Genomic DNA, 13823 nt, shown 5'->3' with positions numbered 1-13823 from the left:
AAAATTCGTAAATTTGTGACACTTTAATAAATAATTATCAACCTTAAATATACTATATGGCTTTTGACATTGATATGATTAAAAAGGTTTACGCTAATATGACGGAGCGCGTTGATGCTGCTAGAGAAATAGTTGGTAAACCATTAACACTTTCAGAGAAAATATTATACTCACATCTGTGGGATGGAAAACCGAATACAGCGTTTACCAGAGGAAAGGATTATGTAGATTTTGCACCAGATCGTGTGGCTTGTCAAGATGCAACTGCTCAAATGGCGTTACTGCAATTTATGCAAGCTGGGAAGCCAAAAGTGGCTGTGCCAACTACCGTGCATTGTGATCACTTAATTCAAGCTAAAGAAGGCGCAGCAACCGATTTGAAACATGCTAATAGTACGAGTAGTGAGGTATTCGATTTTTTAGAATCGGTATCTAATAAGTATGGTATTGGATTTTGGAAACCTGGAGCTGGTATAATACATCAAGTCGTTTTAGAAAATTACGCTTTCCCAGGTGGAATGATGATTGGTACAGATTCGCATACCGTAAATGCGGGCGGATTAGGTATGGTTGCCATTGGAGTTGGTGGAGCTGATGCTGTAGATGTAATGGCAGGAATGGCATGGGAGCTTAAATTTCCTAAGTTAATTGGTGTTAAATTAACAGGAAAACTTTCAGGTTGGACTGCACCTAAAGACGTAATTTTAAAAGTAGCTGAAATCCTTACCGTAAAAGGGGGGACTGGCGCTATTGTAGAATATTTTGGCCCAGGCGCCACTTCAATGTCTTGTACCGGAAAAGGAACCATTTGTAATATGGGTGCTGAAATTGGAGCAACAACTTCTACTTTTGGTTATGACGATTCTATGGAGCGTTATTTAAAAGCTACGGATAGAGCTGATGTTGCTGAAGCTGCCAATGAGATAAGAACTTATTTAACTGCAGATGAAGAAGTTTATGCTAATCCTGAACAATATTTCGATCAGGTTATTGAAATCAACTTATCTGAATTAGGGCCTTTATTAAACGGTCCTTTTACTCCAGATTTATCGACAGAAGTTGGTGCTGCAATGACAGAGAAAGCAAAAGCAAACGATTGGCCTATTCAAGTAGAATGGGGTTTAATCGGTTCTTGTACCAATTCATCTTATGAAGATTTATCTAGAGCTTCCTCTATTGCACAACAAGCATTAGATAAAGGGTTAAAAATGAAATCTGAATTAGGTATCAATCCAGGTTCTGAGCAAGTACGTTATACCGCAGACCGTGATGGTATCTTAGGCATATTTGAAAAATTAGATGCTAAAATATTTACCAATGCTTGTGGACCATGTATTGGACAATGGGCAAGGTATAACGACCCTAAAAATGCACCTAAGAATAGTATTGTGCATTCGTTTAACAGAAACTTTGCAAAACGTGCAGATGGTAATCCTAATACACACGCATTTGTAGCGTCTCCAGAGTTAACAGCAGCTATTGCTATAGCCGGTCGATTAGATTTTAATCCATTAACAGATAAATTAATTAATGAGAATGGAGAAGAAGTCATGTTCGAAGAACCTACTGGATGGGAGTTGCCTCCTAAAGGTTTTGAAGTTAAGGATAATGGTTATTTAGCTCCTGTTGCAGATGGCAGCGATTTAGAAGTAACTGTTAGTGAAACTTCAGAGCGCTTAGAATTGTTAACACCATTCGAGCCTATCGGAAATGAAATTAAAGATGCTAAATTATTAATTAAAGCGTTTGGAAAATGTACCACCGACCATATTTCTATGGCAGGACCGTGGTTGCGTTTTAGAGGGCACTTAGATAATATTTCTAACAACTGTTTGATTGGGGCTGTAAATGCTTTTGGAAAGAAAACCAATTTTGTAAAAAATCAATTAACAGGTGAGTTTGGTGGAGTACCAGACACAGCAAGAGCTTATAAAGCGGAAGGTGTAAAATCTATTGTGGTTGGTGATCATAACTATGGTGAAGGTTCTTCAAGAGAGCATGCGGCCATGGAGCCAAGACATTTGGGAGTAGTAGCAGTAATTGTAAAGTCTTTTGCGCGTATTCACGAAACAAATCTTAAAAAGCAGGGAATGTTAGGTCTAACCTTTAACAATGAAGCAGATTACGATTTAATACAAGAAGATGATACATTCAACTTTACAGATTTAAATGAATTTGCTCCAGATAAGCCATTGCACGTTGAAGTGGTTCATGCAGATGGAAGTAAAGATACCATTACTTTAAATCATACTTATAATGATGCACAGATTAAGTGGTATAATGAAGGTTCTGCTTTAAATTTAATTAAAAAGCAAAACGCATAGAACGCAAAAAATTGTAAATATTAAAAACTCCTAGCTTGTTTAGTTAGGAGTTTTTTTATGAAATTTTTGAAAGGCTTTTTAATTGCTTCGACTATTACTAAAAACAAAATTATTGTGAGCCGTAAAAACGTTAAGAACATTCTATTCATTTTGGTAATTACTTTGTTTATTATTCCACAGACAAGAACGCCTATTCAAGTTTTTATTCACAAAGGCTTGAGTTATATTAATCAATCTTCAGTTATTGATGAGAAAGATAGAACTTCTATAACTTATTCTAATTGGCAATTAATATCCGATAATGATACCTCGATTAATTTAATGGATATGCAAGATAAAGTAGTTTTTATTAATTTTTGGGCCACTTGGTGTCCTCCTTGTATTGCCGAAATGCCAAATCTTCAAGAATTGTATGGCGATTATAAAGATAAAGTAGTTTTCCTTTTTGTAACGAGTGATGATTTTGAAACTGTCAATAAATTTAAAACCAAGAGAGGCTTCAATTTTGAAGTATTTCAACCTTTAAACGAAAGTCCAAAAGAATTAAATACACGATCAATACCAAGAACCGTCATAATTAATAAAAAAGGTGATATTGTTGTTGATGAAACAGGGGCAGTAGATTGGAATAGTGAAAAGGTTAGAAATCAACTGAATCTTTTACTTTTAGAATAATTTATTTAAAATATTTAAATGGTACAATCAACATGCCAAAATTCTCACCATCTTCTTTGCCTAAATGTTTATGATGCATTTTGTGGGCGCGTCTCAATCCCCTAGCATATTTATTGTCAATATTTCGTAACCATTTAAAACGTTGGTGGATAAATATATCATGAACCACAAAGTAGGCCATGCCATAGAATAAAATCCCTAAGCCAATAGGTAAAGTATACCAAATATTCTCATAGCTCCATAAATAAAAACATGTCATGCTTACAATAGCATAAAAAATGAAGAAAACATCATTTCTCTCAAACCAACTATTGTGATCTTTGTGATGATGGTCCTTGTGTAGTTTCCATAAAAAGCCATGCATGATATATTTGTGGGTAAACCACGCATTAAACTCCATAATAAAAAAAGTACTTAAAAAAATAATTATCCAAAAGATGGTCTGCATAGTAGTAATTTATTTTAAAGTAAATTTAATTGATATTTAACATAACTTCGAGTCAGTAGCTCTAATTTTCTGTAATTAGGAACTCTTATCCTTGTTTCCTTTATTTGTAAAGCAGGTGTCTTTTTTAATTTATCTAATAATTTACTATAGTAACGATAAGCCATAAATACCCCAAATTTAGCTTCAATAGGTAACAACTTTATACCTTGTAAACCATTTCTAAAATCGATTTCGATATCGTCTATTATACACTTTTTGGAATCCTCATCCAAATTATTTAAATCAGTGTTTGGAAAATAAGTGCGGCTAAGATCTTCGAAATCTGCTCTTAAATCTCGTAAGAAATTTACTTTTTGAAATGCCGAGCCTAAACTCATTGCAGATTCTCTTAATTCTTCATATTTTTCAGAGTCTCCTTTAACAAAAACTTTAAGGCACATTAAGCCTACCACATCTGCCGAGCCGTAAATGTAGGCTTTGTATTCCGTTTCAGTTAAATAAGTTGTTTTCTGCAGGTCTAAGCGCATACTATTCATAAATGAATCGACTAAATGCTTATCGATACCATAATTGTGATAGGTTTCTTGAAAAGCATTGAGAATAGGATTTAAACTAATCTTATCTTCTAAAGCGGCTTCTAAATCTTTTTCAAAATTATTGAAAAGTTTCTCTTTATTATAGTCATGAAACGTATCTACAATTTCATCAGCAAATCTCACAAAGCCGTAAATGTTGTAAATATCTTGCCTAATGCTATTAGATAGCATTTTAGTAGCTAAAGAGAACGATGTACTGTAGGCATTAGTTACTGCCTTACTACATTCGCGAGATACATTGTCAAAGATTGATTTCATGCTATTTTATGGGTGTTAGACTTCATATTTATTAATTAAATCGGCAACAAGCTTTCCGGAAATTAAAGCAGGTGGCACTCCAGGACCAGGCACTGTTAATTGGCCTGTGAAATAAAGTTGATTGACTTTTTTGCTTTTTAGTTTAGGCCTTAAAAATGCCGTTTGCATCAACGTATTTGCCATACCGTAAGCATTTCCTTTATACGAATTATAATCATCTACAAAATCTTTTATACAGTAAGATTCCTTAAATAAGATGCTTTCCTGAACACGTTGTTGCGTTCTTTTTTCGAACCTATTTATAATAATATCGAAATATTGTTGACGTAATTCGGGCGTGTCTTCTAATCCTGGTGCGATAGGAATAAGAAAAAAACCGGTTTCACAATTATCCGGCGCCATACTTTTATCCGTTACCGAGGGAAAATTAGCATAAAATAATGGATCATTTGGCCATTTTGGTTGGTCGTAAATATCTTCGGCATGAGCTTTAAAGTCGGTATCGAAAAATAAATTGTGATGTTCTACTTGTTGTAACTTTTTATTAAATCCTATATAAAAAAGAAGGGAAGAGGGTGCAAAGGTTCGACTTTCCCAATATTTTGCATTGTACTGCCTGTATGGTGTGTCTAATAAGGTTTCGGAATGCTGATAATCTGCTCCGCTTATAACGATATCAGAAGGGATAATATTACCATTAACCGTAATGCTTACGGCCGTTTTGTTTTTAACGTTAATTTTTTCGACATTACTATTAGTATGTATAGATACCCCTAAACTTTCAGCCAAACTTTTTAATGCTTTAACTATTTCGTACATACCGCCTTTAGGGTGCCATGTGCCAAGCCCAAAATCTGCAAAATTCATAAAACTATAAAACGATGGAGTGGCCTCTGGCTTGGCTCCCAAAAACAATACAGGAAATTCTAAAGTTGATATAAGTTTAGGGTTTTTGAAATTTTTTCGAACATCAGAGCTAATAGTTCTAAAAAAACGATCGACACGTGTAATCGTTTCTTTTGTTACCAATTCAAAAGGTGATAAACCAGGTTTTAATACAACTTCGTTTATGGCTATATTGTAATGGTCTTGAGCTTTAGCAATAAATTTACGTAGTGGTACTGAGCTTCCCGCTTCTATACGTTCAAACTCTTTGCAAATTTTATCCATGTGGTCACCAATGGTAATGACATCATCTGAGAAAAAGATTTTATAAGCCGGATCTAATTTATCAAGCTGATAATAATCACTACTGGTTTTTTTGAAATCATTAAAGAATTTTTCAAAGACATCTGGCATCCAATACCAACTTGGTCCCATATCAAACGTGAAACCGTCTTTAATAAGCTGTCTAGCTCGACCGCCAACTGTAGAATTTTTTTCGTAAATAGAAACCGCATGTCCGGCTTGTGCTAAATAACACGACGCCGATAGTGCAGAAAATCCCGAGCCAATTATGGAAATTGTTTTACCCATTAAGCTTTTATTTCTTTAATTAAATTCTGTATAGAGTCAAATCTGCGAATGCCTTTTGGTAATTCATCAATATTTAAGGCATTAATCATTTGTCCAAGTATCCATAAATTATTTTTCGAATTATTTAAAATGGTATTTTCAAAATCTTCTAAATAGGCTTCTAAATTTTCTCTTTCTGGCTTTACAGTAAAATAAGAGATAAAGGTTATTTCATCATAATAACTTTGTAATTCGGCTAAACTCTCAATAGGCACACTCTGTCCTAAAAAAATAGAATGATATCCATATTTTACAAGTTGATGGTTAATAAACATTAGGCCTAGTTCGTGTATTTCATTATCAGGCAAATAAAGTACAAAAATTTTGGTAGATTTATTTACTTGAGACGCTTGAATAAGTTCGGTATTTATTAAAATTTTGTGACGTACCAGTATTGAGATAAAATGCTCGTGAGCAGGGGTGATGGTGTTCGTTTGCCATAAAAGCCCTATTTCACTTAATAATGGAATAAAAACTTCGTAAAAGATTTCTTCAAAAGTTTTCTCTTTTTCAAGTGAATTATAAGTTTTATAGAATAAAGTTTGATCGAAATTAACCATGGCTAATTTGAAGGAATTTAAAGCATGATTTTCAGCATCTGCTTCATCAGCAATTTTTCGGACTAACTCTGGGATTTTATCGGCATCTAACTTGGCAATTTTAGAAATTTTATAACCATTATTATTAAGATAACTAACATTAAGTAATTTTTGAAAATTGTTTAAGTCGTAATAGCGAATGTTAGTTTCGGTACGGTTTGGCTCTAGCAGATTATATCTCTTTTCCCAAATTCGGATTGTATGGGCTTTAATTCCTGTAAGGTTTTCGAGATCTTTAATGCTGAAAGTATCCTGTATATTGTTCATCTTTTTGTAGAAATCTTTAAACAAAAATACAAATTATTACAACATGACGTTTAGATTTAACACTAAATGTGAAAATATATATAATTATATGCAGATGAAAGAAATTAGAGTATAAAAATCTGATATAACAAATAGCGATGAGTCGCTCGAAGTGCTGTTAAAATTTTAAGCGGTATAGTGATTGAGGATTTAGTATACCTAACTGAATCACCATGGATAAAGTGAACTTATTTGGATTATATTGTAATATTTGAAGTGGGCGTAAGAATTCAGAAATGTAGGAAGAAATAATATAGACTTTGATTTAAGCTTTAAAGTGCGTCGAGAATCCCTAAGCGTTGGCTAACTTATTTGGACTTTGATTTAAGATTTATAGTGCGCACGAGAAGACTCGAACTTCCACGGACTAATGTCCACCAACCCCTCAAGCTGGCGCGTCTACCAATTCCGCCACGTGCGCATAATAAAAAGAGATAAAAAAAAGTTAAGCATTATACTTAACTTTCTTCTAGTGACCAGTCTGGGGCTCGAACCCAGGACCCTCTCCTTAAAAGGGAGATGCTCTGCCAACTGAGCTAACTAGTCGTTATGTTTTTTTCTAACGAGGATGCAAATATAAAACCTTTATGTAAATACAAAGAATAGATTTTAAAAAATATTCTTTTTATTTGAGAAAGATTTTAAGGATGAAAAAATAGCATTTTTTAATAGGACTAATTATATGTTCTTGAAGTATGCTTTAGTGACATATTATAAGTTGCTGTAATATGTCAATAATTTAAAAAATCGATTAAGTTTCGTATAGCTAATGAATTCAAAGCAAAAAAAAAGTTAAGCGTATTGCTTAACTTTTTTTTAGTGACCAGTCTGGGGCTCGAACCCAGGACCCTCTCCTTAAAAGGGAGATGCTCTGCCAACTGAGCTAACTAGTCAAAATGCTTTTCTCTAACGAGGGTGCAAATATATAAGCTTTCTTTAATTTAACAATACTTTTTTTAATTTTTTTTCGTTTTTTTGTTGTGAATAATTCTATACGTTTAATAATCAATTAATAAGTGCTATGATAATAGTTTTAATAGGATATATGGGCTCGGGAAAATCTACTTTAGGTAAGGAATTAGCTACAGTATTGAATTATAGATTTTTAGATTTAGATGATTACATTTCCGAAAAAGAACAAGCATCCATACCTATAATATTTAAAAAGAAAGGTGAAATTTATTTTAGAAAAAAAGAAACTGAGTATTTAACCGAAGTCATTACGTCAGAAAATTTAGTTTTAGCCTTAGGAGGTGGCACTCCTTGTTATGGAAATAACATGAATTTGATAAGTGAAGCTAAGTTGGTAAAATCATTTTATTTGAAACTTTCTATTCCGCTATTGGCAAAACGTTTGTTTCCAGAACGGCAAAGCAGACCATTAATCAGCCATATAAGTACAGAACAAGAATTATTGGAATATATAGGTAAGCATTTGTTTGAACGAACTCCATATTACATTGAAGCCGACATTACGGTAAATACAGATCATAAATCAAAACAAGAAATTTTAGAAGCGCTTTTGGTACATTTAATCTAAAAACGCCTCGTAAGGTTGCTTAGACAAATTAACATGGACGTGCTCAAATAAAGAAGTAGACAAAGAGATACCTTTAAAATCGGCTTTTACAGGATATTTTTTATGGTTTCTATTCACTAAGACTGCTGTTTTAAATTGTTTAAGTGGCACATCTAAAAAGTGCTTAATACCATATATTAAGGTACTGCCAGAGTTAAGAACATCATCTATTAATACTATGGATTTATTTGCATAATCGATTGGACTAATGGAAGTTTCTATCGGTTTGGTTGGTTCGGATTTGTTAATAGTTACTTTACACAAGGTAGATTCAATGGTCGAAATTTTATCCATTGTAGCCTTGATTTTTTTTGCTAATAAAAAGCCATTGCTTTCAATACCAGCTATAATAATTTCTGTTTCATTAACATTACTCTCATAAATTTGATAAGCAATACGTTTTATTTTATGCTCTATTTCTTTATGATTTAATATGGTGTTCTTTGTTAATGCCATGGTATGTCTTTATAACAATTAAGAATTTTTATGAGCAACTATCTGACAGTCTAATTAATTAGTAAAGCTGTGCGGTAGTTTGCTATATGTCTCTTATAGACGTTCAAAGATAAAAAACAGTTCTTTACCTTGTCTTTCTTTTATAGAATTAATTGAAGGTTCTAAAACTTTAATTTTAAATTGAGGTTTAAAAAGGGCTTCATATGTAGAAAGAATGCCTCCAAAGGGTGGCCCATTTTCGGTTAATTCAAAATTAAAAAGTATACCAACAATTTTCCCTTTGGGTTTCAATAATTGATGCATTTTTTCAACATACATTTTTCGTAGTTTAGGATCAAGTGCACAGAAGAATGTTTGTTCAAAAATAAGATCATAGGTGTCATTTAATTCAAAAAAATCATCATTTAGAAGTTGGGACTCAGGAAAATTAGGAACACGGTTTCTAAAATTATCCAATGGTTGTTTTGCTATATCTAATACATAAACGTTTTTGTGACCATTATTCCATAAGTATTCAGCTTCATAACTATTACCGGCTCCAGGAATCAAAATCTTTAAAGACTGATCTTTAATTTGCTCGATATAGCTTTTTATTGGCGTAGAGACATAACCAATATTCCAGCCGGTTTCATTACGCTTATAACGATGTTCCCAATACTCTTTTTTCATGTGATTCATATGCGCGTTTAAAATTATTGAATTTATGATAATTAAAAAACAATCCAAGTATAAGTCTACAATCTAACAACCACGCAATCTTACTTCTAACTTAACAACTTATTCTTCGTCATCATAAAAATCATCAATATCTCTACGGTCCTTTTTTGTAGGTCTTCCTGAACCTTTTTTACGATAATAATCTTTACTGTACTTTAAAAGTTCTTTAGCTTCAAAGGCTGATTTTGGGGTAGTATCAACCCTGTATAAATCGACTAATTTGGCTCCAACACGATTTGGTGGTAAATCATTGACTGTAAGCTGATATATAACTTGGTCTTTTCTAAGCACTATCTTATCGGTCGGAAAAACTTCCCGAGATGGTTTTACGGCAGCACCATTTATTTTTACCTGACCTTTTTTACACGCTTTTGTAGCTATGCTTCGGGTTTTGTAATAGCGTACACACCATAAATATTTATCAATTCGCATATCTTTTTTACTAAAAACTACGTTAATACATTAGTACAAAAATATTATATTATTGTATCTTGCGCGCTAAAAATAAGCAATAATGAACTTCTGTAACGTAAGCGTGGAGGTTCAATTTTGAACAAATAAAATTGAAATGAAAATTAAAACCTTATTATTTACCCTTTCTTTAATGGTTTTCACCGCCTTATTTATTTCTTGTAATAAAGACGATGATGGAGATGATGGGCCCACTTTTGTCGAAGCTGATAGAACGGAACAGCAAGCTGAGGATAATGCAGAGATTTTGGCCTATTTGAATTCACACTATTACAATTCAAGCTTTTTTGCAACTGGTTCTAACCATAAATACACAGATATAATTATTAGTGAATTACCAATGGGAATTAATGGTGAATATGACGCTTTGCCAGACCCTACAAATAATACCTTATTGATTGATGCGGTAAATTGGTATACCACAACTTATCTAGATACTGAATATACATATTATGTTTTAAATATTAACCAAGGTGGTGGTGCAGCACCAAAATTTACAGATGAGGTTCGTGTAAGATATGAGGGCAGCACAATTAATGAGGAAGTAGGAGGCGAAGAGGATGTATTTGATTCCGCGGTTACACCTGCTGATTTTGCGCTACAAACAGATGGGACAAATAATGCCGTTATAAAGGCTTGGCAATTAGTTATGCCTTTGTTTAAAGCTTCAATAAACGAAAATATTGATGCCAATGGTAATGTTAGCTTTATAAATTCTGGTTTAGGAGTAATGTTTGTGCCTTCTGGTTTGGCTTATTTTTCTAGTGCGAATACGGGTGCTGCTTATGATAATTTAATTTTTAAATTTGAATTATTACAAGTATTAGTTGAAGATCATGATAATGATGGTGTACCTTCTTATATTGAAGATCTTAACGGAAATTCTGATGTTACTGACGATGATACAAATGAAGATGGTCTGCCAGATTTTATTGACGTTAATGATGATGGGGATAATGTGTTGACCATTGATGAGTTAATTCCTAATACATATACTGTTGATACCAATGTTGATGAAGAGGAACCAATACTCGCAACAAATGAGTTTGAAAGAAGTAGAACTGAATTGGCTGGAGTTATTACTATTAAAACAGTAACTATTGCAGACGCTAACGATAATGACATTCCAGATTATTTAGAAGATAGCATTGAAATTAATTATAACTTGAATGAATAATAATTAATTTGTCGTTAAGAGAGCTATAAAATAAAGAAAGCCGTTCAATATATTGAACGGCTTTTTCGTTTTTAATACGTTTAGGTTTATAATCCAATCGATAAACTCAAAACTAATTGATCTGGTCTGGTATCAATTCTACTAGCGACCGTAGAAAGATTGTTATCAATAAAGGTTGCTTCGTTTTCGTTAAAACCTCTTTCGTATCTCAGGTCAATTCCGACTTTATTAAAGTTGACTCCGACTCCAAAATTTAATCCAACGGAAAAATCATTCTTTACATCATCAATATCAACGCCATCAAAATCTGAATCCATTATATACTGAAATGATGGGCCAGCAAATACACTTAAAGGACCAAGAACCTTAAACCCTATTAACACAGGAACATCAATTTTCTTAACGGAAAAGTCATCACTATCATAATCACTTTTTGTGTCCGTATAGACCAATTCTGGTCTCAAATACAATTTATTTCCTATTTTTCCGAAAATACCGATATGATACCCAATATTACGATCCGGTTGTTTCAAGTTCATACTAATAGCGTCGAAATAATCACCGTTAGCGCCATAATTTAACCCGCCTTTAATACCAAAAGAACTGTTGTTCTGTGCCTGAACGCTAAAGCCTATAAAAGCCATAAACACAGTCAGTACAACAGAATTTTTTAAATGTTTCATAATGTTCGTTTTTAAGATTAAGTTTATTTAATATCAAAAACGCTGCCATGATGAAGTTATTTTCGTTTCAATACTTTTTTAACAGCTTTTATAATGGCTTCACTATTTAGACCATATTTATCCATAAGTTGAGCAGGTGTTCCTGATTCACCAAACGTATCATTGGTAGCAACAAATTCTTGTGGTGTAGGATTTTGTTCTGATAAAACTCTAGCAACACTTTCTCCTAAACCGCCTAAATGATTATGCTCTTCAGCAGTAACGATACAACCAGTTTTAGCAACCGATGCCAAAATAGCTTCATCATCAAGAGGTTTTATGGTGTGTATGTTAATCACTTCAGCAGAAATCCCAGCATCGTTTAAGCTTTTGGAGGCTTCTAAAGCTTCCCATACCAAATGACCAGTTGCTACAATGGTAACATCGGTACCTTCTGTAAGTTGAATTGCTTTTCCGATTTCAAATTTCTGATCGGCCGGAGTAAAAATAGGAACAGAAGGACGACCAAACCTTAAATAGACCGGGCCGTCATAATCTGCTATTGCAATAGTTGCAGCTTTAGTTTGGTTATAATCACATGGGTTTATAACCACCATACCTGGCAACATTTTCATTAAACCAATATCTTCTAATATTTGATGCGTAGCTCCATCTTCACCTAAGGTTAAACCAGCATGCGAAGCACAGATCTTCACATTCTTGTTAGAATACGCAATTGATTGACGAATTTGATCGTAAACTCTTCCTGTTGAAAAATTAGCAAACGTACCCGTAAACGGAATTTTTCCTCCAATGGTTAAGCCAGCAGCGATGCCCATCATGTTAGCCTCTGCAATGCCAATCTGAAAAAAACGATCTGGATTTTCATCTATAAACTCGTTCATTTTTAAAGATCCAATAAGATCCGCACATAATGCGACTACATTAGGATTTGTTCTACCCAATTCCGCTAAACCTGCACCAAAACCACTTCTTGTATCTTTCTTCTCTGTGTATGTATATGTTTTCATAATAATGCCCACGAAAGTGGGTATCTGTTTAATTAGACTTTTTTTAGTAATCTCCTAACGTTTCTGCATTTTGTTGCAATCCATTGGTAAGTTGCTCATCATTTGGTGCTTTTCCATGCCACGCATGTGTGTGCATCATAAAATCAACTCCATTACCCATTACAGTATGCAATAAAACGCAAACTGGTTTTCCTTTTCCAGTTAGTGATTTCGCTTTTTTCATACCTGCAAGTACTGCTTCGATATCATTTCCTTTTTCAATATCTAAAACTGTCCAATCAAAAGCTTCAAACTTTGCTTTTATACTTCCCATCGGTAAAACATCATCGGTACAACCATCAATTTGTTGTTGATTTAAATCAATTGTAGAAATCAAATTATCCACTTTTTTAGCAGATGCATACATTATGGCTTCCCAATTTTGTCCTTCCTGCAATTCTCCATCTCCGTGAAGACTGTAAATTAAATGCTCATCATTATTTAATTTCTTTGCTTGTGCAGCTCCTATAGCTACAGACATTCCCTGACCTAATGAACCCGAAGCTATTCTAATACCTGGTAAACCCTCGTGTGTGGTTGGGTGCCCTTGTAAACGGGAATCAATTAATCTAAATGTATTAAGTTCTTCAACCGGAAAGTATCCAGACCTTGCTAATACACTATAATATACTGGCGAAATGTGTCCGTTTGAAAGAAAGAACAAGTCTTCACCTATTCCGTCCATATCAAAACCGTCTTTACGTTCCATGAGTTCTTGGTATAGTGAAACAAAAAACTCGGCACAACCTAATGAACCTCCTGGGTGACCAGAATTCACCTTATGTACCATTCGTAAAATATCTCTACGAACTTGAGTAGTTAAATCTTCTAATTCTTTAATGTTTGGCATATTATGTTGCTTAAGTTATATGTTGCAAAAATAGGTTTTTACAAAGATTTTCCAAAAGTTGAATTGCCGCACTTATTAACGAAAAAGATGATTTGCTAACAATATGTTGTAATTGCTTAA

The 13823-nt window shown here is 33.5% G+C and carries 14 protein-coding genes and 3 tRNA genes; 4 read left to right on the top strand and 13 right to left on the bottom strand.

Annotated elements, in window-relative coordinates; all coding sequences use genetic code 11:
• The first annotated feature begins 56 nt into the window (after window positions 1-56).
• Together QMA06_RS11440 and QMA06_RS11435 are read left to right on the top strand one after the other, a co-directional pair.
• Complete coding sequence (locus tag QMA06_RS11440) at window positions 57-2324, top strand: aconitate hydratase (RefSeq protein WP_290206993.1); 2268 nt, start codon at window positions 57-59, stop codon at window positions 2322-2324.
• 57 nt (window positions 2325-2381) lie between these two features.
• Window positions 2382-2999: a TlpA family protein disulfide reductase gene (locus QMA06_RS11435; RefSeq protein WP_290206992.1), complete on the top strand. Its 618-nt coding sequence runs from the start codon at window positions 2382-2384 to the stop codon at window positions 2997-2999.
• 1 nt (window position 3000) lies between these two features.
• On the opposite strand, the gene QMA06_RS11430 is transcribed toward QMA06_RS11435, so the two are convergent.
• The 7 genes from QMA06_RS11430 to QMA06_RS11400 form a co-directional block, all read right to left on the bottom strand.
• On the bottom strand, window positions 3001-3447 hold the full coding sequence (locus QMA06_RS11430) for a sterol desaturase family protein (protein ID WP_290206991.1): 447 nt from the start codon (window positions 3445-3447) through the stop codon (window positions 3001-3003).
• A 14-nt stretch (window positions 3448-3461) separates the two neighbouring features.
• Window positions 3462-4301: a phytoene/squalene synthase family protein gene (locus tag QMA06_RS11425; RefSeq protein WP_290206990.1), complete on the bottom strand. Its 840-nt coding sequence runs from the start codon at window positions 4299-4301 to the stop codon at window positions 3462-3464.
• Window positions 4302-4316: 15 nt separating this feature from the next.
• On the bottom strand, window positions 4317-5777 hold the full coding sequence (locus tag QMA06_RS11420; RefSeq protein ID WP_290206989.1) for a phytoene desaturase family protein: 1461 nt from the start codon (window positions 5775-5777) through the stop codon (window positions 4317-4319).
• On the bottom strand, window positions 5777-6682 hold the full coding sequence (locus QMA06_RS11415) for a MerR family transcriptional regulator (protein ID WP_290206988.1): 906 nt from the start codon (window positions 6680-6682) through the stop codon (window positions 5777-5779). Before QMA06_RS11415 ends, QMA06_RS11420 begins: the two co-directional genes overlap by 1 nt.
• 376 nt (window positions 6683-7058) lie before the next feature.
• Window positions 7059-7142 (bottom strand) — tRNA-Leu (locus QMA06_RS11410).
• 52 nt (window positions 7143-7194) lie between these two features.
• Window positions 7195-7267 (bottom strand) — tRNA-Lys (locus QMA06_RS11405).
• Between the two features lie 274 nt (window positions 7268-7541).
• A tRNA-Lys gene (locus QMA06_RS11400) sits at window positions 7542-7614 on the bottom strand.
• Window positions 7615-7742: 128 nt separating this feature from the next.
• On the opposite strand from QMA06_RS11400, the gene QMA06_RS11395 reads away from it, so the two are divergent.
• On the top strand, window positions 7743-8261 hold the full coding sequence (locus QMA06_RS11395) for a shikimate kinase (protein WP_290206987.1): 519 nt from the start codon (window positions 7743-7745) through the stop codon (window positions 8259-8261).
• Here the strand turns inward: QMA06_RS11395 and QMA06_RS11390 are convergent.
• From QMA06_RS11390 to QMA06_RS11380, 3 genes are all read right to left on the bottom strand, one after another.
• Entirely contained in the window at window positions 8253-8756 is a 504-nt protein-coding gene (locus tag QMA06_RS11390) for a phosphoribosyltransferase family protein (RefSeq protein WP_290206985.1), read from the bottom strand. The genes QMA06_RS11395 and QMA06_RS11390 overlap by 9 nt on opposite strands.
• Before the next feature lie 93 nt (window positions 8757-8849).
• Window positions 8850-9425 (bottom strand): methyltransferase domain-containing protein, encoded by a 576-nt coding sequence (locus tag QMA06_RS11385; RefSeq protein ID WP_290206984.1) that lies wholly within the window; start codon window positions 9423-9425, stop codon window positions 8850-8852.
• 108 nt (window positions 9426-9533) lie between these two features.
• Window positions 9534-9905, bottom strand: a complete 372-nt coding sequence (locus QMA06_RS11380) for an RNA-binding S4 domain-containing protein (RefSeq protein ID WP_290206982.1) — start codon at window positions 9903-9905, stop codon at window positions 9534-9536.
• Window positions 9906-10041: 136 nt separating this feature from the next.
• On the opposite strand from QMA06_RS11380, the gene QMA06_RS11375 reads away from it, so the two are divergent.
• On the top strand, window positions 10042-11121 hold the full coding sequence (locus QMA06_RS11375) for an FKBP-type peptidyl-prolyl cis-trans isomerase (RefSeq protein ID WP_290206981.1): 1080 nt from the start codon (window positions 10042-10044) through the stop codon (window positions 11119-11121).
• An 86-nt stretch (window positions 11122-11207) separates the two neighbouring features.
• Here the strand turns inward: QMA06_RS11375 and QMA06_RS11370 are convergent, their stop codons facing one another.
• Genes QMA06_RS11370 through QMA06_RS11360 form a run of 3 tightly spaced genes read right to left on the bottom strand, consistent with a single transcriptional unit; the run spans window position 11208 to window position 13703 of the window.
• Window positions 11208-11804: a porin family protein gene (locus QMA06_RS11370; protein ID WP_290206979.1), complete on the bottom strand. Its 597-nt coding sequence runs from the start codon at window positions 11802-11804 to the stop codon at window positions 11208-11210.
• 56 nt (window positions 11805-11860) lie between these two features.
• Window positions 11861-12814: a transketolase family protein gene (locus QMA06_RS11365; protein ID WP_290206978.1), complete on the bottom strand. Its 954-nt coding sequence runs from the start codon at window positions 12812-12814 to the stop codon at window positions 11861-11863.
• Window positions 12815-12857: 43 nt separating this feature from the next.
• Window positions 12858-13703, bottom strand: coding sequence for a transketolase (locus QMA06_RS11360; RefSeq protein ID WP_290206977.1), 846 nt, complete (start codon window positions 13701-13703; stop codon window positions 12858-12860).
• Window positions 13704-13823: the final 120 nt, after the last annotated feature.

Origin of the sequence: Winogradskyella bathintestinalis, assembly GCF_030407435.1 — a bacterium.
GTDB classification, from domain to species: domain Bacteria; phylum Bacteroidota; class Bacteroidia; order Flavobacteriales; family Flavobacteriaceae; genus Winogradskyella; species Winogradskyella bathintestinalis.
The sequence above is the reverse complement of the archived record's forward strand: the minus strand, read 5'-3'. Positions and strand labels throughout refer to the sequence as shown.